The sequence below is a fragment of the Sulfurimonas sp. C5 genome, assembly GCF_029872055.1.
In the GTDB taxonomy this organism is placed as follows: domain Bacteria; phylum Campylobacterota; class Campylobacteria; order Campylobacterales; family Sulfurimonadaceae; genus Sulfurimonas.
On the sequence record NZ_JARXNQ010000004.1, the window covers coordinates 131,247 to 157,035 of the forward strand.

The following is a 25,789-nucleotide window of genomic DNA, read 5'->3' on the forward strand; positions in this document are numbered from 1 at the left end:
GCTATAAAATGGTATTAAAATTGCTTGTATGATATAATTAAAGAAATTAGGTACTTATGGCAAACACAATAGAAGAAGAGATTATAATTATTGAAGACATTGATGCTGTCCATGATTCACACGGTGCAAAAGAGTCTGATGGTGAAAATGATAGTAATTCGAAAAAGAAATTTATAGTCTTTATATTAATTGCTCTTGTTCTTGTTTTATTAATTATTGTAATACTACTTTTTACAAAATCAGGTGATGAATATAATATCCCTCTTAATGAAAACATTCTAGAAACTAAACTCCAACCTCAAGAGGTTCATGTTGAGCCTAGTAAACTAGAGAAGATGATCGCAAAAGCCAATTATCTCTATTCTAACGGAGATAAAGAAAAAGCTCTTTCTCTTTACCAAAAAATTGCACAATACTCTCAAGCTATCTCTATGTACAATCTGGGAGTAGCACAACTTAAAGACAAACAATACAAACAAGCACTTGAGACTTTTCAAAAAGCAATCGAAAATGATGAAAAAAGATGTGTAAGTGCAATCAATGCAGCTGTATGTTCTTTACATTTAAACGATCAAGAAAGTTTTCAATATTATATAGACCTAGCATATGCCTATCTTCCTTATGAAGTCAATTCTCCTCTATATTCATACTATTACACACTTATCAATTACTATAAACGTAACTATTTAGCAGCTCTAAACTCTTTGAACAATGCCACATCAAATGCTTATCCTAAAATACAAAACAATTTAAAAGCCAAAATGAATGCTCTTTTTGACAATAACTATAATGCGATTGACGCTTTGGAGATGAACAGCGATGAATTAAATGATTTTACTTTAGGACTTTTATATTCAAGAGTAGGAGATGTTACACTTGCGGTGAAACATTTTGAAGCAGCGCTTTTAACTGGCAAAGAAGAGCTGCGTACAAGACTTGCAATGGGATTAACATTGCTAAAAGCAGGACAAATAGCAAAAGCAACACTTGAACTGAAAAAAGTAACTGATAAGTTTCCTGATGACGTATATAAGCCCTATCCAATAAATGTCAAATTAAAAAGTTCTCTTTTTGATCCTAAAGCGGCACAAAAACTTTATAGAGATGTTACTATAGAGTCAAAAGATATCGCTTACCAAAAAATATTTTATTACTCTCCGTACAAAATGTTTAATGCAGATCAAACGATAAGTTACATTCGTAAAGGGAATGCGAATACATTCATCGACAATATTAAATCTGCTCAAGAGTACCTTAAAAAAAGTTCTTCATCTTCTAATGTAAATAAAGGGATGACTGTTGCCATTAAAAAAGCTCTTAACTTACAACTTCGAGAAGCAAATGATGATTTTCAAAAACTTGTTAAAATTCAGCCAAAGCACTCTATTTTACAGTATAACTTAGCTTTAACATATGCACAACTTGGCAATCTCAATAAAGCTCATGAGCACTTTTTACGTTCATACTACTTAGATTCTAAAAATTATCTTGCAGGTTTATATGCTGTTTTTACAGCGCAACTCACAAATACAAAATATGAAAAACTCCGTTCAATTCTTTCCGATTCTATCCATATGGAAGATGAAAGTGAAGAAAAAGAGCTCTATAAAACTCTGCTGGCTATCTCTGAGAACAACTATATGCTAGCGGCTGACTGGCTCCAGGTAAGTGACAAAAAAAGACCTTTATATTTAGTTCTCAATACAATTATTGCAACAAAGTTAAATAATTTCGAAGTAGCTAATAATGCCACTGCAGAACTTGTTTCATTATTACCTAACGATATACTCCCTCATATTATGTATATGGATACACATTTTCATTCATACAATGATTCTAAATATCCAAAGGAGATTATCAGTTATCTAAAAGATCAGAGTCTAACATTTAACGATCTCTATTACGGCCCTTACATCACTCGTTATCTTTATATTCAAATCAATTTAATTACAGGTAAACTTTACTATCTTCGCCAACAGTTAAAAGAGAAATTAGAGTCTACAGATCGTTATTCTCAAGAGATTGAAAGTACACTTGCACTTGCATCACTCTATGATCAACAGTTTGAAGAGTCATATACGCTTTATAACCATTTAATCGATGAACGTAAAGTAACTGACGCATATACTCTTTATCTTGGTGCTGTAGCTTCTACGGCTGCAAAACACCATGCCAATGCAATAGCATTATTAGAGCTATCAAAGATAAAAAACAAATCATTTTATGAGAGTAGATTTGCCCTTGGGCTTTTATATTTAGAAGCGAAGAACTATGAAGCAGCGAACATCCAATTACTGCATATAGACTCGAATAATTTTAGATCACACTATTTTGATTTTGAGATAGATACGCAAAAACTATTATTTGCGAAACAGCATCAAGAGAAATAAGCTATTAAGCTTTGTGATGCTGTAATTTGTTGCGATAACTGAAGATTCAGTCTTACGTTATTTTTGAGGTAGATTGTAGTTACACAATTTGAAGCAAAACCGTATCTCATAGATTTCATAACATTTTGAGATTCTACAAGGTCTGAAAAAATAGGTACTGCAGATTGTTTTAAACGGTGTACAACTTTTACACTGTTATCTTTTTCATCTGTAAATTCTATAGTCAAAGATTCATTAAGATCATGAAAAAGTTTTGAAGCTTTTTTTACTTTTGTACCTTTTGCTAAAAGAACATTTGTAACTTTACCGTTGATAGGGGCACGTAGAATTCCAACATCTGTAATAGATGATTCAATCTCTACTTTGTAACGATATGCACCCTCTTCTAACTCTTCAATAGCAGTAACTACACCGTCACATGGTGCAAGAACACTACTACTATCAAAGTTTTGCAGTTCTCTTTCCGGATTTCTGAATGTATATACGAAAAATAGAACTACAAAAAAAGCTATTGTCGCTAAAAATTCAAAACCGAATATATAAAAAACGGCAAAAGCTGCTGCTGAGTAAAGCAGATAGTTATACGAGTATTTTGCTATTATAAATAGATTATTGCTCATCATCTTTATTCTCTTTATCACTCATCGAAGCATCCTCTTTGAGTTCCTCTTTGATACTTTCAACCTCTTCTACAAGTTTAGATTCTAAACCGTTTTTCTCTTCAAATTCTTTAATAATTTGACGAACATCTTCACCCGTAATATTCTCTTTCTTGTAAAGAAGTGAAACCATATCTTCAATAGCCTCGCGGTATTCCTCAAGACGTGCCATTACAGCTATATAACGTTCCTGTAAAGACTCTTTAATAAAGGTATCCATATCTTCTGCCATCTTATCGCTATATTCTCTAGCGCTTCCACCAGTTGGTCCCAGGAAAGATTGGCGAGATTTCTCTAATACCATTAAACCTGCTATATCTGTCATACCATACGTTTGTACCATAGATTTGATAATGTCTGTTGCACGCTCTAAATCATTCCCTGCACCAGTAGAAATCTCACCTAAGAACACTTGTTCAGCTGCACGTCCACCAAGTAGTACATCAACTTCTGCCCATAATTCATGACGTTGCATCATGAACTTGTCTTCTTCAGGTTTATTCAGTGTGTATCCAAGAGCTGCAAGTCCACGAGGAACAATAGAAACTTTTGAAACTTTTTTTGCACCTTCAGTAGTTTCAGCTAAAAGTGCATGACCGCTTTCATGGTAAGCTACTATTTTTTTCTCTTTAGGGTTAATACGACGTGACTTTTTCGCTAAACCTGCTAATGCTCTCTCAACAGATTCAAAAAGATCTTGTTGTTTTACCGTTTTTTGGTTTTTACGTCCTGCTAAAAGCGCTGCTTCGTTCACAACGTTTGCCAAATCTGCTCCAGCCAGTCCTGCCGTTAGACGAGCTACCTCTTCCAAGTCAACATCTGCATCCATCTTAACGTCTTTAACATGTACTTTAAGGATCTGGATACGCCCTTCAAAGTCAGGTTTATCAACAAGAACTTGTCTATCAAAACGTCCCGGACGTAATAATGCCTGGTCAAGAATTTCCGGTCTGTTTGTAGCTGCTAAAATAATAACAGGCGTATCTGTTCCAAAACCATCCATCTCTGCTAAAAGCTGATTAAGTGTTTGTTCTCTTTCGTCATTACCGCCCATAACACCACCAGCAGCACGGCTTTTACCGATAGCATCAATCTCATCGATAAAGATGATTGAAGGTGCATCTTTCTTTGCTTGCTCAAACAGATCACGTACACGCGCAGCACCAACACCGACAAACATCTCAATAAAACTAGAACCACTTACTGAGAAAAATGGCACTTCAGCTTCACCAGCAACTGCTTTTGCCAAAAGTGTCTTACCAGTACCAGGACTACCTACTAAAAGTACCCCTTTTGGTATTTTTGCACCAATCTCAACATAACGACCTGGATATTTTAAAAAGTCTACAATTTCCTGAACTTCTTCTTTAGCTTCTTGAACACCGGCTACATCGTCAAACTTTGTTTTTGGCTTTTCTGAATTCACCATTTTTTTATTTGCGCCCATACCAAGAATGCCGTTACCCATCGATTTTTGCATTCTTGAAGCAAAGAACATCCAGATACCTAGAATTAATAAGAATGGAAACAACCATCCAAACATCTCTGTAAACCAGTTTGACTCACTAAAACCTGTATATTCTATTTTATTTTTATCAAGAAGTTCTACTAAACCGCTATCTTCAGGAATTACTCTTGTAGTAAACATAGTTGCACCGTCTGAAGATTTTGCACGGATATAGCTTTGTCCAATCTCTACTGTACTTAGCTCTTTTTTCTCAACCAAAGATTTTAGTTCAGAATAACTTACTTGCTTAACTTTTGTGCCGACACCGATTGAAGATTCTCCAGAACCTTCACCTACCATCATTTTAAAGATTAAAATTACAGCAACTGAAAAAATTGCAAATGTAATTAAAGGATTTTGATTAAAAAAATTATTATTTTTATTGTTTTCTTGCTTATCTGCCATTATTTATCTCTTTTTTACTACTAAACTTACCCATTCATCTTGATTGATTTTTTCTACAATCTCGCAATCTGTATAGGCACTTATAACTTTATCTTCATACTTATCTAAAATACCTGATAAGATTAATATACCGTTTTCTTTTAAAGCTTTTTTCAAATCATTTGCTAAAAATATTAAAACATCTGCAACGATATTTGCAACAACTACATCATATTGCTGCTCTAAATTTGTACAAGAACCTTCCCAGATCTTAGAAAATTCTAGAGAATTTAATTCTGCATTTTCTAAAGAGTTTTTTACAGATATTTCATCCGTATCACATGCATCAACTTTGGCACCCAACTTCATTGCCGCTAAAGAAAGGATACCGCTGCCGCAACCAACATCTAAAACACTGTCATCTTTCTTCACATATTTTGATATTGCTTTAAGTACAGATGCCGTTGTCGGATGATGTCCAGTTCCAAAAGCAAGTGCAGGATCTATAACGATGTTAATTAAATCAGGGTTATCTTCACTCCATGTAGGATGGATGTAAAACTTTTCTATTGTAAGCGGTTCTATACTTTCTTTATAAAGCTGAACCCAGTCATCATTTTTCAACTTTTTTTGTTCAGTTTCTAATTCAATACTGACACCTAAAGCTTTTTGCAGTGCTTCACGGAACTGTTCAAGTCCCCACGCTATAGTTTCTAAGTCATCTTCACTTCTGATAATAAAGCCCTCTTCCGTCTCTTCAAATCCAACAGGTAAAGTGTCTGCTAAAAAATCTGAAAATAAAGAATGGTGAGAGGAAACTTTTACAGTAAGTTCATAATAATGCTCATGCATTACTCGGCAACACCCATAACAGCACCAAGTTTCTCTTTAAGAACTTGTGGAGTAAAAGGTTTAACAATATAGTTATTTACACCTGCTTTTAATGCCGTAATAACTTCTGCTTTACCACCCTCTGTTGTAACCATAATAATTGGTAAATCAGTAAAACGTTCATCAGCACGTACTTTTTTTACTAGTTCCAGTCCATTCATCTCAGGCATATTCCAGTCAGTAATTAACATCTCAATATCTGGATTAGCATCTAATGCGTTCCAACCTTCAACACCGTCCGCTCCTTCGAGTATATCTTTGTACCCTAAACGAGCTAAAGTATTTTTAATAATACGGCGCATAGTAGAACTATCATCAACGACAAGTAATTTCAAGCGAAATCCTTTTTTATAAAATTTGCAAATTATTTCGAACAATAATATCGAAATTTTTATTTTTTTACCATTAATCCAATAACTTAAACATTTTTGGTAAGTCTAGAGTCCCCTCATAGAACGCTTTTCCGATGATTACACCGTCAACTTCTTTTGTCTCTATAAGAGCCTCTATATCACTCTCATCTTTTACACCGCCGCTTGCTATTGTACTCACTCCACTAGCACGAGCAATATCTAAAGTAAATTCAACATTCACCCCTGAAAGAGTCCCGTCTTTACCTACATCTGTACAGATAATTGCTTCTACACCTGCATTAGCAAATTCACGGGCAAGGTCAGTTGCTTTCATAGATGAAACTTCACCCCATCCTTCAACTGCCACATAACCGTCAATCGCATCAATTCCGACTGCAATCGGGTATTTTGCCGCCATATCTTTTACAAACTGTGGATCTTTTACTGCAATCGACCCTAAAATAACTCTGTCGATTCCTATTTCAAGCATGTTTTGAATAGTAGCTTCATCACGAATACCACCGCCTAGCTCTAGTTTTACATTACAATTTGCACGAATTTTCTTAATCTGCTCTAAGTTTTTAGGCTCACCTGCAAATGCACCGTTAAGGTCAACTAAGTGCACCCATTCAGCACCCATCTCTTCAAATCTTTTTACAAGTTCCCAAGGCTCGTTTGAGTATACTTTTGCACTCTCCATAAGCCCTTTTGTTAATCTTACTGCCTGTCCGTCTTTAAGATCAATTGCCGGATATAACGTCATTTAATTCCCTCTGTTTCTATAATTATAAATTAATAAAATTTTCTAAAATTTTCAGCCCGTTTGTATGACTTTTTTCAGGGTGTGGCTGAATTCCCATAATATTATTGTGTGCTACAGCTGATGGAAATTCATACCCGTAATTCGTTCTTCCGATTATGTCATTTTCATCATCGCAATTTACATGATAGGTATGCACAAAATAAAGGTAATGCATATCATCTAAACCTTTAAACAATGGATGATCTTTTGTAAACATTCTGTTCCAACCCATATGCGGTACTTTCAAAGGTTCTTCAAATTTCGATTCATCAAATTTTGTAACTTTACCTTTAATCAGTCCCAGTCCTTCGTGAGAACCAAACTCTTCACTACTTTCAAATAAAAGCTGCATCCCCAAACAGATCCCAAGCATCGGCTTACCGCTTGCTGCAAATTCTTTTATCGCATCGATCATATTACGCTCACGTAGATGCTCCATAGCATCTCCAAAAGCACCAACACCTGGAAGGATTAATTTGTCATAATTTTTAAATTTTTCCGGATCGCTCTCTACAACCGTATCTTTTCCTAATTTGGCAAATGCATTCTGTACACTTGCCAGGTTTCCCATGTTATAATCAACTATCGCTATCATTATTCATCAATCTTTAATTTTGTAAATTTTATATAAACTGCCAAACTTATAAGCAAAAAGCCAACCCCTCCGACAATAAACATCGCATATTGCAATTTATCGGGATCGGTGATCGCAAATTTAAATACAAGCATTAACGCTTCAATTGAGAGTGCAATAATAATCGAACCTAAAAATCGTACCATCGTTTTATGCGGTCCGGATATATTATGCTCCTTATGCCGCCCAAGGATCTCCTCTTCGATCAAGGTTTTGGAGAGATCAAATATGGCCAAGGAGAGCGTAAGTAAAATTGTCGCTTCAAATACATGCTTAATATCAAAAGAAACAGGTGTAATTTCATGTAAAAAGAAGCTTTGAATCCCTTTAGCAAAAAGCAAAATCGATACTGCCAACAATGCAAATGCAAATGTAGCATATGCATATTTAAACAGGTTACCAAAACCCGTATCCATTTTCGTAAGTTGTGCAAGATTTAATACTTCTCCAAGCGGCATATCTAAACATGCCACATATTTGAGATCACCGTTTTCACAAAAAATAGGTGCTGATGCAGTTACCGTTAAATCACCAGTGATCAATGACGGATATGGATCTGTAATAGTACATCTCTCTTCACGAACTGCACGATAATAGTATGCACGATGCGCACGAATTTTACCTACATCGTCTTCGATCGTTTTTGTTTCGGTAAATGTTGGAGATATCTGCACACCTTTAGAGTCTAAAAGGTATACACCTTCACATTTTTCAAGATCTGCTTTAATTTTTAACAGTCTCGGAATAATCATCTCTTCCGTAATAGAAGGAAGTCTATTTGGAATATTTTTAGAGAATAAATAACAAAAGTATGCTCTTGCTTTTGTACGACTCTCTGAAAACCTTTGGATATCTATAGGTACCATGGGGTTTTACTCCTTGCAATTTATGGGCTTATTATATCTAATTGATACTAACAAACAAATTACTTTAGCTATAATTACATCAATGAAACAAGAAATAAAAAAAATAGCAATAGTCAGACTTTCTGCCCTAGGTGATATTGTAAACAGTGCGGTCGTTCTTCAGTTTATTAAAAAAAATTATCCAGATGTTCAAATAGACTGGATCACTGAAGAGGTTTTTGCCCCTATTCTACAACACAATTCAGAGATTGAAAATGTTTATCCGATCAACATCAAAAAAATCAAAAAAGAGAAAAGTTTTTCTCTGCTGAAGCAGCTTATTTCTTATCTTCATTCTTTAGGAAAATATGATCTTGTCATAGATATGCAAGGACTGATTAAATCCGCTGTCGTAGCAAGGCTAATCTCTAAAAATACTCACGGTTTTGACAAACACTCTATTCGTGAATCATTAGCAAGTGTATTTTATAAAACATCTTCATATATCCCGTACGAAGCAAATGTTGTAAAACGTAACTGTTTTGTAGTTGCTGATGCTTTAGGTTTTCAAATCACAGATACTATGCTATTGCACAAGCATGCAGTATTTCCGGTAAAACACAAATATGAACGCTCTAAAGAGAAAAAAAATATAGCTTTTGTGATCGGAGCTTCATGGGCTTCAAAAGTTTATCCGAAAGAGGAAGTTATTAAAGTATGTAATTCCCTTAAAGAGCAGGTATATATTATCTGGGGTAGTGAAAAAGAAAAAGAAGACGCAGAGTGGATTTGTGAACACTCTGAGTTTGCCGAATTAGCACCGAAAATGTCTTTAGATGAACTAGTCTCTTTTATCTCCCACTTAGATCTGCTTATCGGAAATGATACGGGACCGACTCATATTGCCTGGGCACAAAACATCCCTTCAATTACACTGCTTGGGCCAACAACAACACGGATGATATATGAGACACCTAAAAATATTGGTATTAAATCGCCTTCAAAGGTGAATATTCTTAAAATTGATAAAAATGATTTTTCAATTAAAGAGATCCACCCTGAAGATATCGTACAAAAAGCAAAGGACCTTTTATGCAACTCATAGGCTTTTATCTTTTTCTAGCTTTTGAAAAATTTCTAATGTTTCTCCCTAGGAAATGGCGAAAAGCTTTTTTTAAAGGACTCGGGACATTTGCATATCACATAAGTAAAAGATACGGTAGAGTTGTTGAACAAAATTTGAAATTTGTTTACGGTGATGACGTGTCTCCGGAGTTTATAGATAAAGTCAAACGCCACTCTTTTAAACAGATGATGCTGAATTTCATGCATACAATGGAAAGCCGTTACTACGCGCCTGAAGAGATTGTTGAAAATATCACCTTTGAGAACTTGGAAGTGGTACAAAAAGCACAACAAGAAAATCGTCCTATTATCTTCGTAACAGGACATTACGGTTCTTGGGAACTCGCAGGTCGTGCACTGAGTTTTAGTATAGAACCGATTCTCATTATTTACAAAAAGATGAAGAATAAATACTTTGAAAACTATCTCCTCTCTTCCCGAGAAAAATGGAAAATGAGTTATGCTGAGCGTCACGGAGCAACAAAAGCGATGCTAAGAACACTCAAAAGCGGTAAGGCAATGGCAGTCTTAATAGATACGAACGTCAATAAAAACGAAGCTATTCAAGTAGAATTTTTAGGGCATCAGATGGGGCAGATTCAAACGACTGCTTTTTTTGCCAGAAAGTTTAATGCTGCACTTATACCTGCCCTTATCCATACAGAAGATGATGAAAATTTTACGATCAAATTTTATGATGAGATAATACCGCCGAAAACAGATAATGAAAAAGAGGATTTAAGAATCTCGACTCAAATGCAGACAGAGTGGTTGAGCCAAGAGATATTAAAAAAACCAGAACCCTGGTTCTGGCTGCATAGAAGATTTAAAGAAGATTATCCTGAGATTTATCGGAAAAATTAATCTTCTCATCTTTTTGTCTCGCTTCACACTCCTGTGTTCTTGCTTCAAAAAGTTTTAAAATCGTTAAGAAAAATGCTGTAATTGCAGGTCCTAAAATCATTCCCCAAAAACCAAACGTTGTCAAACCTGCAATAATTGCAAAGAAGATGACAAGTTCATTTAGTTTTGCATCATCCTCATTTAAAAGTTTTTTGTTAATCTCTTTAATAATGATAGGTTTGATAAATGTATCTGCAATAATTGATATGACAACAATTGAATAAAGTGCAATAAACCAAGCGTTTGAACTGTTCCCTATTGAGAACTCATACAGCATAAACGGCAACCACATTAAAATACCACCCACAACAGGGATTAAAGAGGCAAATCCGTACATAATTCCAAAGAGTAATCCATTGTATCCTATATACGAAACTGCTATTCCAAACAATGCACCTTCAAACATAGCCGTGGCAATAATAGAATAAAAAACAACACTCATAACAGATGAAAGTTCACGAGAAAGCATTGTTCCGTCTTCTGAAGACATTTGAACTACACGCTTTAAAAACGATACAATCGCTGCACCGTTATACTGTGCAAAGAAATAAAAAACAATAACTAAAAAAGCATTTTTCAAAAATCCCGCTGAAAATGTTCCTACTTTTCCTGCAAACTTTATAGCCCCAGCGGTTAATGCATTTACATCTAAATCTTGCAGTCCCCCTGCAATATAAGGCTTGAAAAAGAGTAAATAGCTTGGAGGATTTTCTATTAAACCTGTCAAATATTCTTCTACTTTTTTAATCGTATCTGCTTCTAATGAATTCAGCTGTAAAGTAAGTGTTGTTAAGAAGTATCCTAATGGTGCAAAAAAGAGTGCTGCAAGCAATAGACTTGAAACAAAAGAAGCTGCAAGTTTTGAATGAAGATATTTTTCCAAATAATTTTGAATGTTTGAAGTGGAGATTGCTAAAAGTGCAGCAATTGTGATAGCCATAAGATATGGTGCATATAAAAGGTACATCCAGTACAACGCTGTTGCGAAAAGTATAGCTATAAAATATTGTGGTTTCATCTAAAAAAGTGTCCCGTCCGAATTTACATAATCCATATTAAGTACATCGTATGTTGCACGTGTTGCACGACGCCCTTTTGCCGTTCTTTCTAAGTATCCGTTTGCAATGAGATACGGTTCAAGTACATCTTCTACCGTCCCCTCATCTTCACTCAGTGCTGCTGCAATAGTGCTTAAACCCATTGGTTTTCCTTTTGCAGAGATCAAAAGATTGAGCAGTTTTATATCCATCTCATCAAATCCATGAGAGTTAATGCCCAATTCATCTAAAGCATACTGTGTAGTTTCTAATGAGATAATAGTTTCATCTGCAACATCTGCAAAGTCTCTTACACGACGTAGTAGTCTCAGTGCAATACGAGGTGTCCCCCTGCTGCGTTTTGCGATCTCTAAAGCTGATTCGTGTACAATCTCTTTGCCTAATTTTCTTGAAGCTTGGGCAATAATAAGGGAGAGTTCTTCAGGATTGTAAAACTGCATCCTAAAGTTCATTCCAAATCTGTCTCTTAAAGGATTTGAGAGCATTCCTGCACGAGTCGTGGCACCTATTAATGTAAAACGTGGAAGGTCAATCTTTACTGTTTGTGCTGCTGGCCCGCTACCGATAATAATGTCTATGCGGTAATCCTCCATAGAAGAATAAAGAATCTCTTCAACAGCAGGTGAAAGACGGTGAATTTCATCGATGAAAAGGATATCACCCTCTTCCAGGTTTGTCAAAATTGCAGCCAAGTCACCACTTTTTTCGATCATAGGTGCAGCAGTAACTTTAATGCTAGAGTTCATCTCATTTGCAATAATGAGTGCAAGTGTTGTTTTTCCTAATCCCGGAGGACCGAAAAATAGAACGTGGTCTAATGCCTCTTCACGTTTTTTACTCGCTTCTATAAAAACACCAAGATTTTTTTTAATCTGATCTTGACCTACATACTCACTCCAAGCATCTGGTCTTAAGGTTACTTCAGAGCTTTCCTCTTCTGCATTAAATGTTTCTATCTCTACAACTCTTTCCATAATTAATAAGTATGTTCCTCTTTTGGAAATTCTTTTTTATCTACCTCATCGGCATATTGGGCAACAGCTTCTTTTACAAGTGTAGCACCATCAAGATATTTTTTTACAAACTTTGGTGTAAACTCTTCAAAGAAACCTAACATATCTGAGAATACAAGAACCTGTCCATCTACATCAGCACCGGCACCAATTCCGATAACAGGAATAGAAACCGATTCTGCTATCTCTTTAGCAACATCCGCTTTTGTCCCTTCAATTACCATACAAAATGCTCCTGCAGCTTCAACTGCTTTGGCATCTTTTAGTAACTGTTCTCTTTGCTCTTCCGTTTTCCCTTTTACTTTATAGCCGCCTTCACTTCTTACAGACTGTGGTAAAAGCCCGATATGCCCACAAACAGCTATTGCATTACTAGTTAAATGTTTAATAATTTCAGCTTTATCCTCACCGCCTTCAATTTTTACACAAGCAGCAGATGTTTCTTGAAATACTTTTATTGCATTTTTAAGAGCTTCTTCTTTATTTAAATAAGTTCCAAACGGCATATCACACACTACAAAACTCTCTTTTGCACCGTTACATACCGCATTGGTATGGTATATCATCTGATCGAGTGTTGCACTAATAGTATCACTTTTCCCAGCAAAACTCATATTTAAACTATCGCCAACTAAAATCATATCTGCACTCTCTTCAAATAACTTTGCAAAGAGAGCATCATATGCTGTAATCATCACAATCGGTTTTACACCCTTTTGCTTTTGAATAGAAGATATAGTTAATTTTTTACCCATCGAAAAAACCCTTTTGGCATTAATAATGCTATTTTAACTAAAAATTGCTATAATTTGAACAATATAGGAGAATTATTTAATGGGTATAAGAAGTGATTTAGATGCCAATTTTGATTTTGAAATAGTCGATGAGTTTCTGGATCACTACTCTATGATGATCGATAGTATGGAAGTGATGGTCATTGACCTGACAAAAGAAAACATGTATAAAAGAAGTATCAATGAACTTTTTCGTGTTTTTCACAATATCAAGTCAGCTTCTGGCTATTTAAAAATTGAGCCTATGGCAAAACTTGCCGCTTTTGTCGAATCAGAATTAGAAGAGCTCAGAGAAAAAGAACCGCCAATCAATGACGAAACAGTAAACTGGCTTCTTGAAGTAAGTGACATGTTTGCAAAATGGCAAGATGATTTCAAACTAGACAATGAACTTACAAAGATAAAATTCTCTTTATTAAAAATACCAGACACGGATAATTAAACTTGAAAGACTTAGTAGCATATATAACTTCTGGATATCCAGAAAAAAACTTTAGTATAGATTTAGCATTAGCACTTGGAGAAAACGGTGTAGATACACTGGAACTCGGAGTACCTTTTTCAGACCCTGTGGCAGACGGTCCTGCAATTGAAAAAGCGAATCAAAAAGCCTTAGAACAAGGATTTAAATTCAAAGATCTTCTTGAAATCTCAAAAGAGATTGCCCCAAAAGTAGATACTTTGTGGATGGGTTACTTTAACAGCTTTTATCAACAAAAAATGGAATCACTTCTTCCAAAAGCTCAAGAGCTTGGTTTAAATGGACTTATCATTCCAGACTTACCACACGAAGAAGCATTGGCTTATAAAGATCTTTTTGCAGCGAATAAACTGTCAAACATTAGTTTTGTTGCTCCGACAGATTCGCGTGAGCGTATCCAAGAGATTGTAACAGATGCACAAAAGTTTATCTATATGGTTGCGTATACGGGAATTACAGGTTCTGGTGTGAGTGAAGACTTACAACCTTTCTTGGCTTCGATCAAAGAGTTTACACAAACACCTGTGTATGTTGGATTTGGAGTAAATGAAAAAACTGCAAAAGAGAAAGTTAAAGGTGCTGACGGTGTTATTGTAGGAAGTGCATTTATTAACATTTTACTTAATGACACACTCTCATATACTGAGAAAATCAACCAGTGTGCACTTCTTGCAAAAGAGATCAAAGAAAAGATTAACAGCTAATCTTCTTTGCCCTCTAACTCTACCAAAAAATTTTTATCTAATATTACATTTTTCAATAGTTGTTCAAAATAACTAAAGTATTTCTTGGCTACTATTTAGACATGAGAATTTTAGAAATCAATGATCTTGAAATACACTTACAGGGTGATCAAGCTTTTATATATTCAGATACCGAATCAGAAGTACTGAATATTGAAAATATAGAATATATTGATGACCCAGAAAGATTAATAATAGATGAACTTCAGTTAAAAAGCAGAAGTTCTTTAGTAGATAGAATCTCCCTCTTTAACTAAAATCTGAAACTTATTTTGACAAATAAGCTCTCCATCCCCCGTATTGTGTTATCTCTTCAGCTTCTAAAAGAGCACTATTTTCACACAAAAAGCCGTACACACTGCTCCCGTCTTCCAAAAACACTGTTCCTATACATAGCGGTGATGCAATTTGGATCATAAATGCCCCGAAGTTTTCCAAAGGCATCTCCCATATCTCTAGCTCTAAAGATGCATTACTTGTCTCATCACGAACCATTCCCGGACGCGGCGGTATTTTTTCAGGTACGTTAAAAAGTCTGTATCCTTTGGCAGTCGATGTTTTCTTTTCAAGTTTGGCATCTAGTTCTGTAAGTTGATGATTAAGCGGCAGCCCGCTCATATGTGCACCGCAAACCGCGATCTTAATCGTTTTAGACATCACTGCCCCTTGTCATATAGTTTTCTCCTAGTTGTAATAGTTTTCTGTCTTCAAAAGCTTCTGCAAACAACGTAACTCCAAACGGCAGGCCATTATCTCTAAAACCTGCGGGAACTGCATAGGCTGAGAAATCAAGCAGGTTCATAAAATTTGTATAGTATCCAAGATTTGTATTAAGCTGGATCGGATCGGCATTTACCTCTTCGATCGTATAAATAGTACCTGTCGTCGGAGTCAATGCGAAGTCGACATCTTTCATCACACTATCAGCCTGACGTCTATACGCTTTAAGCTTATACTCGGCATTAAAGTAATCTTCTGCCGTTTTTGTTTTTCCAGATTCTATGATCGTTCTTGTCACATCTATAAAACTCTCAGGCTTCTTTTCTATCATATCTTTTACGGCTACATAACGTTCAGCAACCCAAGGTCCGTAGTAAAGCAGATTTGCCGCTTCAAGCATAGGTGAAAAATCACTCTCAACTGCTGTTCCGCCTATCTCTTCAAATTTTTGCACTGCTTTATAAAACAGCTCTTCGGCTTGAGTATCACCAAAAAACTTTAATTGCTCTGCTTTTGGAATAGCAAAACGAAAGTTTGAGGGAATGCTTTTTTGCATCTGAGGCATTATTCGGCTGTACGGATCTGCTTCATCAAAAGATGCCGCTACATCAAAAACCTTTTGTGCATCTTCCGTATTGTTTGCAAAGATTGAAATACAGTCAAGACTTCTACAAGCAGGTACCAAACCTGATGTACTGAGAACGCCCTTGGAAGGTTTTAGCCCTACAAGATTATTAAAAGCAGCAGGCACACGTCCAGAACCTGCAGTATCTGTCCCTAGCGAAAATGCTGCCATCTCTAAAGCGATACTTACCGCACTCCCTGAACTTGAGCCACCCGAGATATATTTAGGATCGATGCTATTTTGACATGCCCCGATAGGTGAACGCGTTCCCACAAGTCCCGTAGCAAATTGATCTAGTGCTGTTTTTCCAACAGGGATAGCACCCGCTTCAATAAGAGCATTCACAACAAAAGCAGACTTTTCAGGAATATAGCTGTAATCTAAACAACCTGCCGTCGTCGGTACTCCTTTTAAGTCAATGTTATCTTTGATAGAAAAAGGGATCCCGTACAGAGGTAAAGATGACGGCTCACATGATTCAAGTCTTTGAATATAAGGTTCCAGTTCATCTTCACTCAAAATATACATCCAGATCGGATTAGTGCTGTGCTTTTCTATACGCTCTTTTATTTGTACCATCAAATCTCTAGGCGTAAGCGTTTTATCTAAATATGATTTTTTTAAATTTGTAATATTCATCTTTTTTCCTTTAATCAATCGTTGTTAACGGCTGATCGTCATCTTTTGTTCTAAATGCTTCAATAAAAGCCGCCGTCATAATAAGTGCACCGCCTGTCCACTCTATAGCCGTCATCGTTTCACCTGCGATCAGTGTTGCAGAAACAACAGCCGTAATCAGTTCTAAAATAATTATAATTGACGAACGCCCCGCCTCCATATGCGTAACTCCCCATTGAGAGCCGATATTTGCCAAAAGAAGCCAAAAAAGAGCATATCCTATAAGTAATAACCAAGCATTGTCACTTATCCCGCTTGGTAACTGTTCAACTCCCGCAAGAAGAAAAACTCCTGCCATAGCAAAACAACCAAAAAACATGCTCCCTATTTTTGAACTGACGGGAATGGCTTGAGCCGCACGAAACATTAAATTGTTTAAGGCAAAAAACAAGCCAGATATTAATGCAATTAGGTCAATCCAAGAAGGCGGAGTATTAAATACTTCAAAGCCACCCAAAATCAAGAAAGCACCGCTTATTGCCAAAAAAGCACCTAAGTAACGCCAGCGGTCTATCTCCTCTTTTAAAAAAAGTCGTCCCCCTGCGACTCCCCACACTGGAAGTAAATAAAAAAGTACCATTACACGGATCACTTCACCGTTTATAAGAGCATAGGTAAAGGCAAGATTTGCCCCGCCGCCGAAAAAAGCGATCAGGAACATCATCTTTTTATGCTCTTTCCATATTTTAAACTGCTTGACTAGTAGTGGTACCAAAATAAAGGCCAACATACCGTAAGCTAAAAATATCAATCCGATACCGTCAATTCCCATCTCATTGATACTTTTTAGAGGAAGCCATGTGAGTCCCCAAAGTATAGAGGCTCCAAGTAAAACTAAAACAGGTAAATGTGCTTTCATAATATGCCTTCTCTTTTAGAATAAGCGTAAAAATGGCTTTTTTCTGTTGCCGCCATCCAACAGTTAATTTCCCATAAATCGGCAACCGGAACATTGGTAAATGGCAATGTATGCAGATACCCGTCAGGACCAAATTCCGGAGTTATTGTTGTCGTCTGCATCCCTTTCTCTTTTTGTGCACTCCAGATAAGTTCCCAGATCCCTTGATGAGATATCAAAGCTCCTTGATATTCCGGTGCTCTTGGGTGAGGAACTTGGGGTCCCTGTTCATAACCTACACGGGCATGGATATGATGTACATTAGAAGCAATTGCTTTAATAGTCTCTAACTCCGTATCCATTAAACGCTCACATACAACACACCAGTGACTCATATCAAGCGTTAATTTCATCTCAGGGAGTGCATCAACTACTCTTTTTGTTACCCATGGTGTAAAAAGAGAGCGGCTGCGATGTGTTTCAAAAGAGATATCTATCTCATATTTTTTTGCCAATGTTATCGCATTTTGAAAAAACTCACGACTCTCCGCTTCACTCCATGCATCGCATCCACCTATACATGTTACAAAACTTGCAGAGAGTTTCAATGAGTTTTTGATTCCCTCTTCAACATCCTCAAGATGCTCTTGTATCGTATGATGGCGTGCGGGGACATAATCCCCTCCAGTTACTATTTCACCGATGAAATCAAGTTCATACTTATCTAAACATTCTCTCCAATAAAGCTGTTCGTCCAACTCTTTGGGAGCTTGTCCTTCAATCCCTTCAAAACCTGCTTTACTTGCTTCTTTACATGCGATCTCAAAATCACCTTCAAAGCCCCACAAAGTTTTAAAATTTTTTAGTTTCATGATCTCTTTCCTAAACCGGCTCAATCACAAAAAGCATTTTTCCTGCTTGAATATTTTCACCTTCATGACAAAGAACTTGAGTAATTTTCCCGTGTTCTGGTGCTTCAATATCAACTTCCATTTTCATAGACTCTGCAATAGCGAGCACTTCACCCTCCTCTACTACATCACCAAGCTTACACATCACTTTCCATAGACTTCCCTGAACAGGAGATTCAACTGCTTCTGCATTATCTGCGATCTCAATATGCTCCATAGTCTGCTTCTCAACATCTGCACTCTCAGTTGTAAAGTTAGCCAGACCCGTACGTTCCCACATTTGACGCTCCTCTTCAAAAGCATCTTGCTGTGTCGTTTTAAAAGTCTGTATCGAGTCATCGTTTTCTTCCAAGAACTCTTTGTACTTTTTAAGGCTGAATGTCGTCTCCTCAATTTTTAGGTTAAAGCGTCCTCTTGGGAAATCTTCACGCATCTGATGCAGCTCGTCCGCACTCACTTCATAGAACTTGATCTGATCAAAAAAGCGTAATAACCAAGGTTTGCCACCTGTAAAATCTTGTGTCTGACGGTATCTGTTCCACATCTGTACAGTACGTCCAACAAACTGATATCCACCAGGTCCTTCCATACCATACACACACATATATGCCCCACCGATACCTACAGCGTTTTCAGGAGTCCATGTACGGGCTGGATTGTATTTTGTTGTTACAAGACGGTGTCTCGGATCAAGAGGTGTTGCAACAGGCGCACCAAGATAAACATCTCCAAGTCCCATAACAAGGTAGTTTGCATCAAATACAATCTTTTTAACCTCTTCGATACTCTCTAAACCGTTTATACGTCTGATAAATTCAATGTTACTTGGACACCACGGTGCGTCCGGACGTACAGTTCTCATATATTTATCAATCGCTATACGTGTTGATTCATCATCCCATGATAACGGAAGATGCACGATACGAGCAGGTACTTCTATATTGTCAATTGCCGGAAGTGTTAATTCAATCTCTTTTAGTCTCTCTATTAGAGCTGAACGATCACAAACTCTCGGTTCAAAATGAATCTGTAAAGAGCGGATACCCGGTGTAATATCTGTAACACCTTCGATATTCGCTTCTTTAAGTGCCTCCATTAGTACATGTACACGAAAACGCAGACTAATATCCAGTTCCATCTCACCGTATTCAACTAACAGGTTGCTGTCACCCGATTGACGTACAACAATAGCAGGAAGATCTTTTTCCCCTTCATCACTGTAAAGAATTGGTGAACCTATTGGTTTTGGTGTAATAAAAGCTGTCTCATCATAAGTTTTCAGCTCTGCGATCGCATCATCCTGAGCTTTAATCATCTTCTGAGCAGTCTCATGTTCTACAGGAACAAACTTCACTCTGTCACCTGCACGAAGCTGACCCATTTTCCATAACTCTGCATTAATGATAGTTACAGGACATACAAAACCACCTAAACTAGGTCCGTCAGGTCCAAGAATTACAGGCATATCTCCCGTAAAATCTACCGCACCGATCGCATAAGCGTTATCATGGATGTTTGAAGGGTGAAGCCCTGCTTCACCACCTGATGTTCTCGCCCACTCAGGTTTTGGTCCGATTAGACGGATACCGGTTCTGTTTGAGTTGTAATGGATCTCCCATTCCGTCTCAAAAAATGTTTTAATATCATTGTCTGTAAAAAAGTCAGGAGCACCATGAGGTCCGTAAAGTACCCCTATCTCCCAACTGTTTGTCAAGTTTTGATGTGGTATCACAGCTTTATCTGCAACTTCACCTTTTATAAGAGTGCCGACATGAAGTACGTCACCAGAAATAAGTGTACGCCCTGCATGACCACCGAATTGCCCGAGTGTAAAAGTTGAACGGCTTCCAAGATACTCAGGTACATCAAAACCACCGCGTACAGCTAAATATGTTCTAAAACCTTGAGCGTGTACTTTTTTGAGTTTTAACGTACTACCTGCTTTCACATGCACTGCTTCATTCATCTCAATCGCTTCACCGTCCAAATACGCATCGATCTGCGCACCGCATAATGCAATAACACTATCTGAATTAAAACGTAAAGTAGGACCTGCAATAGCGATCTCAAGACCTGCAGCTGCTTCATCATTTCCTACAATTCTGTTTGCATAACGGAAACTAAAATTATCAAACGGACCTGAAGGTGGTACACCGATATCCCAAAAGCCCGTACGTCCAGGGAAATCCTGGACTGTCGTCTGCGTACCCGGACGAAGAACGTCTACACTACTTATAGAAAATCTAAAATTATTCAGATATTTTGTTGTCTGTTTTGCATTTTTAAACACTTCAGACTGTACAATAGCACCAAGGTAGCGAAGGTTTGTTTCAATCCCGTCAATCTCCGTCTTCTCTATTGCATCAGAAATTTTTACAAGTGCTTCATCACGGTCATTAGCTTTGATGATAAGTTTTGCGATCATCGGATCGTAAAACGCAGATACATTCAGACCTGTTTCGATAAATGTGTCACATCTGATCCCCTTTGCAAACTTTACGTTCGTTAGTACACCAGAACTCGGCTGGAAATTTTTAAACGGATCTTCCGCATATACACGTACCTGAATAGAGTGTCCTTTAGGGGCATGTTTATACTCGTATAACGCAGGGTTTTCGCCAAATGCCTGAGTGATCATCCACTCTACTAAGTCAACTCCCGTTACCTCTTCCGTAATACCGTGTTCAACTTGAAGACGTGTATTTACCTCAAGAAAGTAAAACTCATCCGTTGTCGTATCATAAACAAACTCAACCGTTCCTGCAGAAAGGTAATTAACAGATGATGTTAAATCTACGGCCGCTTTATAAAGAGCTTCTCTTGTTTCATCCGACAAGCCCGGCGCAGGAGTTTCCTCGATCACTTTTTGATTACGGCGTTGTACAGAACAATCTCTGTCACCAAGTGCAGCAACAAATCCTTTTCCATCTCCAAATACCTGTACCTCAATATGACGAGCTGAAGCTACGTACTTTTCTAAGAACATACCTCCGTCAGAGAAGTTGTTTTCACTCAGACGTTTAACCGATTCGTATGCACTGCATAATTCCTCTTCGTCATAACATAACTGCATACCGATACCACCGCCACCTGCAGTACTTTTTAACATAACAGGGTATACGATACGGTTCGCTTCTTTTTTTGCTTCTTCAAGGTCTGCAAGGATAGAAGAACCAGGAAGTAAAGGAACGTTGTTTTGTTCAGCAAGTGCACGAGCAGTATGCTTGAGACCAAACTTTTCCATATGTTCCGTACGAGGTCCAATAAAACTAATTCCCGCAGTTTCACACTCTAGTGCAAATGCCGCATTCTCACTTAAAAATCCATATCCGGGATGAATCGCTTCTGCACCGCTCTCTTTAGCAACTTCAAGGATTTTGTTAGTATCTAAATAACTCTCGCTTGCAATACCTTGACCGATAAAATAAGCCTCATCAGCTAAACTTACATGCAGTGAATCTGCGTCAGCTGCCGTATAAACAACAACCGACTTTATCCCCATTTTTGAAAGAGTTCGTATAACACGACAAGCTATCTCTCCACGATTTGCAATTAATACTTTTGTAAACATCATATGTCCTTAGAATTATATTTGCGGGCCGTCCCGATTATGTACGTCTTACAAGCCGTCTTGTAAGAAGGAGAAAGTTTGGTTTTCTCAGACCTTATGATAAAAACTTTGGAAAACAGTTTTTTGACTCAAAATATTTCATATCGTGATTGGGCCAAATCTCTGCACCGGTGCGTCTTGCCAAATCTTTGAGTTTTTGGATGCTCTCTATAGCCATCGCCTCGTTATCCTGCCAGCACAATCCGGGTGCTATCTCATATTCTAAATTTTCACTCAAGTCTGCCGCATCACCTGCAAGCAAGATAGGTTTTCCTTTTGGTAATTCTATCAACATAGACATATGCCCTGCCGTATGTCCCGGTGTCTCGATAGCACGGACACCTTCAATGAGATCATACTCTTTGTCATAGATTTTCCAGTTGATCGGACAATCCAAATCTTCTGCAAAATATGCTTCGTCAGCTAACACTCTGGCAGCTTCAAGCTCTTTTTTATGTACATGGACTTCCGCATGACACATTTCACATACTCCGCCTGCATGATCAAAATGCAGATGACCGCAAAAAACTACATCTACATCCTCTTTAACAAGACCAAGCTCAGCAAGTCTGTTTGGCAGACGCTGTTCTTCGGTCATTTGAGGAGGGCCAAAAGGAAAACCTTCATGCTCATAAAACTTTTTGCGTTTTTGCTCATCTACGATCTTATTGTAATCACATCCTACATCATAAAGAATACGCCCATTTGATGTTTCTATTAAATATGCCAATATCGGTGCGTCAATGATCACACCTTGACCGTGTCCGCGAGTAGAAAGTGTTTTCTCATAACGATGAGTTCCTGTTAAGATTGGCCAAAATTTTTTTACCTGTGTCATCTTGTTTTCTTTACTAAACCTATTCGTCCCAGATTATCATCTGAATAGGTGTAGGATTGTATGCATTACACGGGTTGTTTAACTGTGGACAGTTTGAAACAAGTACCAATGTATCCATCTCCGCTTTCATCTCTACATAATCACCAGGTTTTGAGATACCGTCAACAATTGCCAAGTGACCGTTTTCCTCAACAGGTACATTCATAAAGAAGTTGATGTTGTTTGTAAGATCACGAGGGTCCATTTCCAACTCACCAATCTCGTAAAGATAGTTGTCTCTACAGCTGTGCATATATTTTTTATCGTGACCGAAACGAACCGTATTACTCTCGGCACTACAGTGACCACCTAAAGTATCGTGATTTCCACATGTATCTTCCGTAATCTCCATCATAATGTTATCATCACTTGAGATAAGCTTTGTTCCTGTTGTCACAAAAATACTACCTTGTTCTCTTACCGTATCTGTAGCAGAATAACGCTCTTCATGATCGTTTGCATTATAAAAAAGAGTATCTACCGCTTGACATCCTTCAAGATCGACAATGCGAAGTGTCTGACCTTTTTTAACAACATAAGACCAAGGAACGCCTGCCGCTATTTTTTCATTATAAATTGCTTTTGAAATATCTTTTGCCATCTTCTTCTCCTTATGCAAAATATCTTGCGTTATTTTCAAAACCGCGTTTAGCTTGCGGTGTATAATGCATACAAAAATCATCTGACGTCATAGCTTCTGCATTATAGATTGTAAGTTGTACCGGGCTTGGATTGTACTCACCTGATTCCATTACGTGCGGAGTATTTGAGAGAACTAAAAGTACATTCATCTCTGCACGAAGCTCTATATAACTTCCAGGTTTTGGGCGTTTTTCTGAAAGAACAAGCTTGCTTCCCTCTTTTACATCCACTTTTCTAAAAAAATTCATACAAGGGATAACATCACGTTTCCCCATACCGTATTTTCCAAGCTCTACAAGGAAGTTTTCCCTGTCGCTTTTGAAATAACGGTTACGGATTTCGCCGAATGTTCCTTCTCCAAAGTTCTTTTCAACGATGCGCGGATTGCTCATCCCTGCGATTGCATCCATAAGCCCGCCTGTCGTATCTTCAGTAATTGAAAACAGGATATGACCAAGTTCCGAATAAAGTACTTTGCCTTTTTCGAAAAAAGCGTTGTACTGAATCTTTACAGTATCTGCAGAATTAAAACGCTCTGCCGTATTGTCTGCATTATAAAAAAGTGCAGAAAGAGAACCCAGTCCATCTTCTGTACTTATACGTATTTTTTGACCACGTTTAATGATCTTTGACCATTTTCCTCCGCCTGGAAGAACTTCATCCAAAACAATAGTTTCAGGTTTTAAATTTTTATGTTCAGTTATCATAATTGTTAATTTCCTTTTCCAAGATTTCTTTATTTTCTTTTTCATTTCCCTTTTCACTATTTAAAGGGATATCATAGGTAATGCACGCACCATAAGCATTAGGTGCTTGTTCATCGTAACGGACTTTATCAAAGACCAACAAGCGGCTTCCAAGATAAAAACTCTCATGCAAGTCATGCGTTACCATAACTACCGTCAAATTATTTTTTCTCCAAAGATCGAGAATAAGCGTATGCATATCTGCACGAATCCCTGGATCAAGAGCTCCAAAAGGCTCATCCAGCAGCAGTATCTTCGGCTTTACAACCAAAGACTGTGCAATTGAGAGACGTTGCTGCATACCGCCTGAGAGTTCACTCGGGTATTTATCAGCTGCATCTCCTAAACCTACTGCTTCAAGCATCTCCATTGCTATCTTTTTTGCTTCTTTACGTTTTTTACCAAAAAGTCTTCCAAACAATTTGGATTCTTGTAATTCCATTGATAGTAGTACATTTTCAATTACACTCAAATGTTCAAAAACGGAATAACGCTGAAATACAATTCCTCTTTCTACACTCGGTTCATCGGGAAAAGGTTTGCCATCAAGCAAAAAAGTTCCTTTAGTAGGTGCTTCCTGACCCAAAAGCATCTTCAAAAAAGTTGTTTTACCACAACCTGAAGGTCCTACAAGGGTACAAAATTCACCCTCTTCTATATTTAAATTAATCTTCTCCAGAACAACGTTGTCACCATACTCTTTCCAAAGATTTTTTATGGTTATCAAACTCATACGTCATCCTTTCCTGCTTTATACCAAGGGAAAAGCTTATAAGTTATCTTCTTTAACAGATAATCAAAGAAAAATGCTAAGAATGTAATCCATGCTACATACGGCAAAATAACATCCATTGACATATAACGGCGTACTAAAAAGATACGGTATCCAAGACCTTCAGTTGCAGAGATTGCTTCTGCAGAGATAAGGAATATCCATGCAGTTCCTAGCGTCAAACGCACCGAATCAAGAAGTCTTGGAAATATCTGCGGTAATATGACACGAACAACAATACTCCAAGATGAACCGCCTAAAGTCTGAGCTTTGATAAGCTGTTCAGCCGGAATTTCCGATACACGTTGCTGTAAATCACGTACAAGCAGTGGTGTCACACCGATGACTATCAATGCAACTTTTGCTATCTCTCCCATACCGAAAACAATAAATAAAATCGGTAATATCGCCATTGGCGGCACCATCGAAAAAGCTGCCACAAACGGTGAAAATCCTGCTCTAACAAAGGGAATAAATCCTAAAGGAATACCGATAAGAATTGCCAAGACAGCACTTATGAGGATCCCGAGCCCAAGACGTTGTAGTGAAGCGGCAGTGTCTTCTACAAAGAGAAGTTCACCTGTTCGCTTACTTGGTGTAAAAGCCATTCTATCAATAGCTTCTGAAAAGCTTGCCATTGAAGGCAAAAGCTTATCATTTGGGTTCTCTGCTAAACGCAGGTCGGATGCCACGATATAGAACAGTCCGGCAATTATAAACGGCAATAATCCTAAAAGAAGTGCCGTAGTTTTTGACGGCTTAAGGTTCATAAATCGTTTCATGTGAAT

The 25,789-nt window shown here is 37.5% G+C and carries 26 protein-coding genes; 6 read left to right on the forward strand and 20 right to left on the reverse strand.

The window, feature by feature from the left end; genetic code table 11:
• Positions 1-56 precede the first annotated feature (56 nt).
• Complete coding sequence (locus P6N22_RS08275; protein WP_280331949.1) at positions 57-2,390, forward strand: tetratricopeptide repeat protein; 2,334 nt, start codon at positions 57-59, stop codon at positions 2,388-2,390.
• Here P6N22_RS08275 and P6N22_RS08280 read toward each other — a convergent pair.
• The 7 genes from P6N22_RS08280 to P6N22_RS08310 all read right to left on the reverse strand — a co-directional run bounded on the left by P6N22_RS08280 (position 2,378) and on the right by P6N22_RS08310 (position 8,486).
• The gene (locus P6N22_RS08280; RefSeq protein WP_280331951.1) at positions 2,378-3,013 is read right to left on the reverse strand and encodes a phosphatidylserine decarboxylase; all 636 of its coding nucleotides are present in this window, start codon (positions 3,011-3,013) and stop codon (positions 2,378-2,380) included. The two genes, P6N22_RS08275 and P6N22_RS08280, sit on opposite strands and share 13 nt — an antisense overlap.
• The gene (gene ftsH, locus P6N22_RS08285; RefSeq protein ID WP_280331953.1) at positions 3,000-4,961 is read right to left on the reverse strand and encodes an ATP-dependent zinc metalloprotease FtsH; all 1,962 of its coding nucleotides are present in this window, start codon (positions 4,959-4,961) and stop codon (positions 3,000-3,002) included. The genes P6N22_RS08280 and ftsH overlap by 14 nt, the downstream gene beginning before the upstream one ends.
• Positions 4,962-4,964: 3 nt before the next feature.
• Positions 4,965-5,792 carry a 50S ribosomal protein L11 methyltransferase gene (locus tag P6N22_RS08290; protein WP_280331955.1) on the reverse strand — a complete coding sequence of 276 codons (828 nt, stop codon included), beginning with the start codon at positions 5,790-5,792 and terminating at the stop codon, positions 4,965-4,967.
• Positions 5,792-6,166: a response regulator gene (locus tag P6N22_RS08295; protein WP_280331957.1), complete on the reverse strand. Its 375-nt coding sequence runs from the start codon at positions 6,164-6,166 to the stop codon at positions 5,792-5,794. Before P6N22_RS08295 ends, P6N22_RS08290 begins: the two co-directional genes overlap by 1 nt.
• A gap of 70 nt (positions 6,167-6,236) precedes the next feature.
• Complete coding sequence (gene hisA / locus P6N22_RS08300; RefSeq protein WP_280331959.1) at positions 6,237-6,947, reverse strand: 1-(5-phosphoribosyl)-5-[(5-phosphoribosylamino)methylideneamino]imidazole-4-carboxamide isomerase; 711 nt, start codon at positions 6,945-6,947, stop codon at positions 6,237-6,239.
• 22 nt (positions 6,948-6,969) lie between these two features.
• The gene (gene hisH, locus P6N22_RS08305) at positions 6,970-7,581 is read right to left on the reverse strand and encodes an imidazole glycerol phosphate synthase subunit HisH (RefSeq protein ID WP_280331961.1); all 612 of its coding nucleotides are present in this window, start codon (positions 7,579-7,581) and stop codon (positions 6,970-6,972) included.
• Entirely contained in the window at positions 7,581-8,486 is a 906-nt protein-coding gene (locus P6N22_RS08310; protein WP_280331962.1) for a PDC sensor domain-containing protein, read from the reverse strand. The genes hisH and P6N22_RS08310 overlap by 1 nt, the downstream gene beginning before the upstream one ends.
• An 82-nt stretch (positions 8,487-8,568) precedes the next feature.
• Between P6N22_RS08310 and waaC the strand changes: the two genes are divergently transcribed.
• Together waaC and P6N22_RS08320 are read left to right on the forward strand one after the other, a co-directional pair.
• Positions 8,569-9,570: a lipopolysaccharide heptosyltransferase I gene (gene waaC, locus P6N22_RS08315; RefSeq protein WP_280331964.1), complete on the forward strand. Its 1,002-nt coding sequence runs from the start codon at positions 8,569-8,571 to the stop codon at positions 9,568-9,570.
• 35 nt (positions 9,571-9,605) lie between these two features.
• Positions 9,606-10,454 carry a lipid A biosynthesis lauroyl acyltransferase gene (locus P6N22_RS08320; protein WP_280331966.1) on the forward strand — a complete coding sequence of 283 codons (849 nt, stop codon included), beginning with the start codon at positions 9,606-9,608 and terminating at the stop codon, positions 10,452-10,454.
• Here the strand turns inward: P6N22_RS08320 and P6N22_RS08325 are convergent.
• The 3 genes from P6N22_RS08325 to panB are packed head-to-tail and all read right to left on the reverse strand — an operon-like array spanning position 10,417 to position 13,319.
• The gene (locus P6N22_RS08325) at positions 10,417-11,511 is read right to left on the reverse strand and encodes an AI-2E family transporter (RefSeq protein WP_280331967.1); all 1,095 of its coding nucleotides are present in this window, start codon (positions 11,509-11,511) and stop codon (positions 10,417-10,419) included. The two genes, P6N22_RS08320 and P6N22_RS08325, sit on opposite strands and share 38 nt — an antisense overlap.
• Positions 11,512-12,525: a Holliday junction branch migration DNA helicase RuvB gene (gene ruvB, locus P6N22_RS08330; RefSeq protein WP_280331969.1), complete on the reverse strand. Its 1,014-nt coding sequence runs from the start codon at positions 12,523-12,525 to the stop codon at positions 11,512-11,514.
• Positions 12,526-12,527: 2 nt separating this feature from the next.
• Entirely contained in the window at positions 12,528-13,319 is a 792-nt protein-coding gene (gene panB / locus P6N22_RS08335; RefSeq protein WP_280331971.1) for a 3-methyl-2-oxobutanoate hydroxymethyltransferase, read from the reverse strand.
• 79 nt (positions 13,320-13,398) lie between these two features.
• Between panB and P6N22_RS08340 the strand changes: the two genes are divergently transcribed.
• The 3 genes from P6N22_RS08340 to P6N22_RS08350 all read left to right on the forward strand — a co-directional run bounded on the left by P6N22_RS08340 (position 13,399) and on the right by P6N22_RS08350 (position 14,839).
• On the forward strand, positions 13,399-13,800 hold the full coding sequence (locus tag P6N22_RS08340; RefSeq protein ID WP_280331973.1) for an Hpt domain-containing protein: 402 nt from the start codon (positions 13,399-13,401) through the stop codon (positions 13,798-13,800).
• Between the two features lie 2 nt (positions 13,801-13,802).
• Positions 13,803-14,543 carry a tryptophan synthase subunit alpha gene (trpA, locus tag P6N22_RS08345; protein WP_280331975.1) on the forward strand — a complete coding sequence of 247 codons (741 nt, stop codon included), beginning with the start codon at positions 13,803-13,805 and terminating at the stop codon, positions 14,541-14,543.
• Positions 14,544-14,644: 101 nt separating this feature from the next.
• Positions 14,645-14,839, forward strand: coding sequence for a hypothetical protein (locus tag P6N22_RS08350; RefSeq protein WP_280331977.1), 195 nt, complete (start codon positions 14,645-14,647; stop codon positions 14,837-14,839).
• 10 nt (positions 14,840-14,849) lie between these two features.
• Here the strand turns inward: P6N22_RS08350 and P6N22_RS08355 are convergent, their stop codons facing one another.
• The 10 genes from P6N22_RS08355 to P6N22_RS08400 form a co-directional block, all read right to left on the reverse strand.
• Complete coding sequence (locus tag P6N22_RS08355) at positions 14,850-15,239, reverse strand: hypothetical protein (protein ID WP_280331979.1); 390 nt, start codon at positions 15,237-15,239, stop codon at positions 14,850-14,852.
• Positions 15,232-16,566, reverse strand: a complete 1,335-nt coding sequence (gene atzF, locus P6N22_RS08360) for an allophanate hydrolase (protein WP_280331981.1) — start codon at positions 16,564-16,566, stop codon at positions 15,232-15,234. The genes P6N22_RS08355 and atzF overlap by 8 nt, the downstream gene beginning before the upstream one ends.
• A gap of 10 nt (positions 16,567-16,576) precedes the next feature.
• Positions 16,577-17,464 carry a DMT family transporter gene (locus tag P6N22_RS08365; RefSeq protein ID WP_280331983.1) on the reverse strand — a complete coding sequence of 296 codons (888 nt, stop codon included), beginning with the start codon at positions 17,462-17,464 and terminating at the stop codon, positions 16,577-16,579.
• A complete protein-coding gene (locus P6N22_RS08370) occupies positions 17,461-18,315 on the reverse strand; it encodes a TIM barrel protein (protein ID WP_280331985.1) in 855 nt (284 codons plus the stop codon). Before P6N22_RS08370 ends, P6N22_RS08365 begins: the two co-directional genes overlap by 4 nt.
• Positions 18,316-18,325: 10 nt before the next feature.
• The gene (gene uca / locus P6N22_RS08375) at positions 18,326-21,925 is read right to left on the reverse strand and encodes an urea carboxylase (RefSeq protein WP_280331986.1); all 3,600 of its coding nucleotides are present in this window, start codon (positions 21,923-21,925) and stop codon (positions 18,326-18,328) included.
• 94 nt (positions 21,926-22,019) lie between these two features.
• Complete coding sequence (locus P6N22_RS08380) at positions 22,020-22,802, reverse strand: N-acyl homoserine lactonase family protein (RefSeq protein ID WP_280331988.1); 783 nt, start codon at positions 22,800-22,802, stop codon at positions 22,020-22,022.
• Between the two features lie 19 nt (positions 22,803-22,821).
• Complete coding sequence (locus P6N22_RS08385) at positions 22,822-23,442, reverse strand: urea amidolyase associated protein UAAP2 (RefSeq protein ID WP_280331990.1); 621 nt, start codon at positions 23,440-23,442, stop codon at positions 22,822-22,824.
• 10 nt (positions 23,443-23,452) lie between these two features.
• Positions 23,453-24,190 (reverse strand): urea amidolyase associated protein UAAP1, encoded by a 738-nt coding sequence (locus P6N22_RS08390; protein ID WP_280331992.1) that lies wholly within the window; start codon positions 24,188-24,190, stop codon positions 23,453-23,455.
• Entirely contained in the window at positions 24,180-24,962 is a 783-nt protein-coding gene (locus tag P6N22_RS08395; protein WP_280331994.1) for an ABC transporter ATP-binding protein, read from the reverse strand. The genes P6N22_RS08390 and P6N22_RS08395 overlap by 11 nt, the downstream gene beginning before the upstream one ends.
• Positions 24,959-25,783, reverse strand: coding sequence for an ABC transporter permease (locus tag P6N22_RS08400; RefSeq protein WP_280331996.1), 825 nt, complete (start codon positions 25,781-25,783; stop codon positions 24,959-24,961). Before P6N22_RS08400 ends, P6N22_RS08395 begins: the two co-directional genes overlap by 4 nt.
• Positions 25,784-25,789 lie beyond the last annotated feature (6 nt).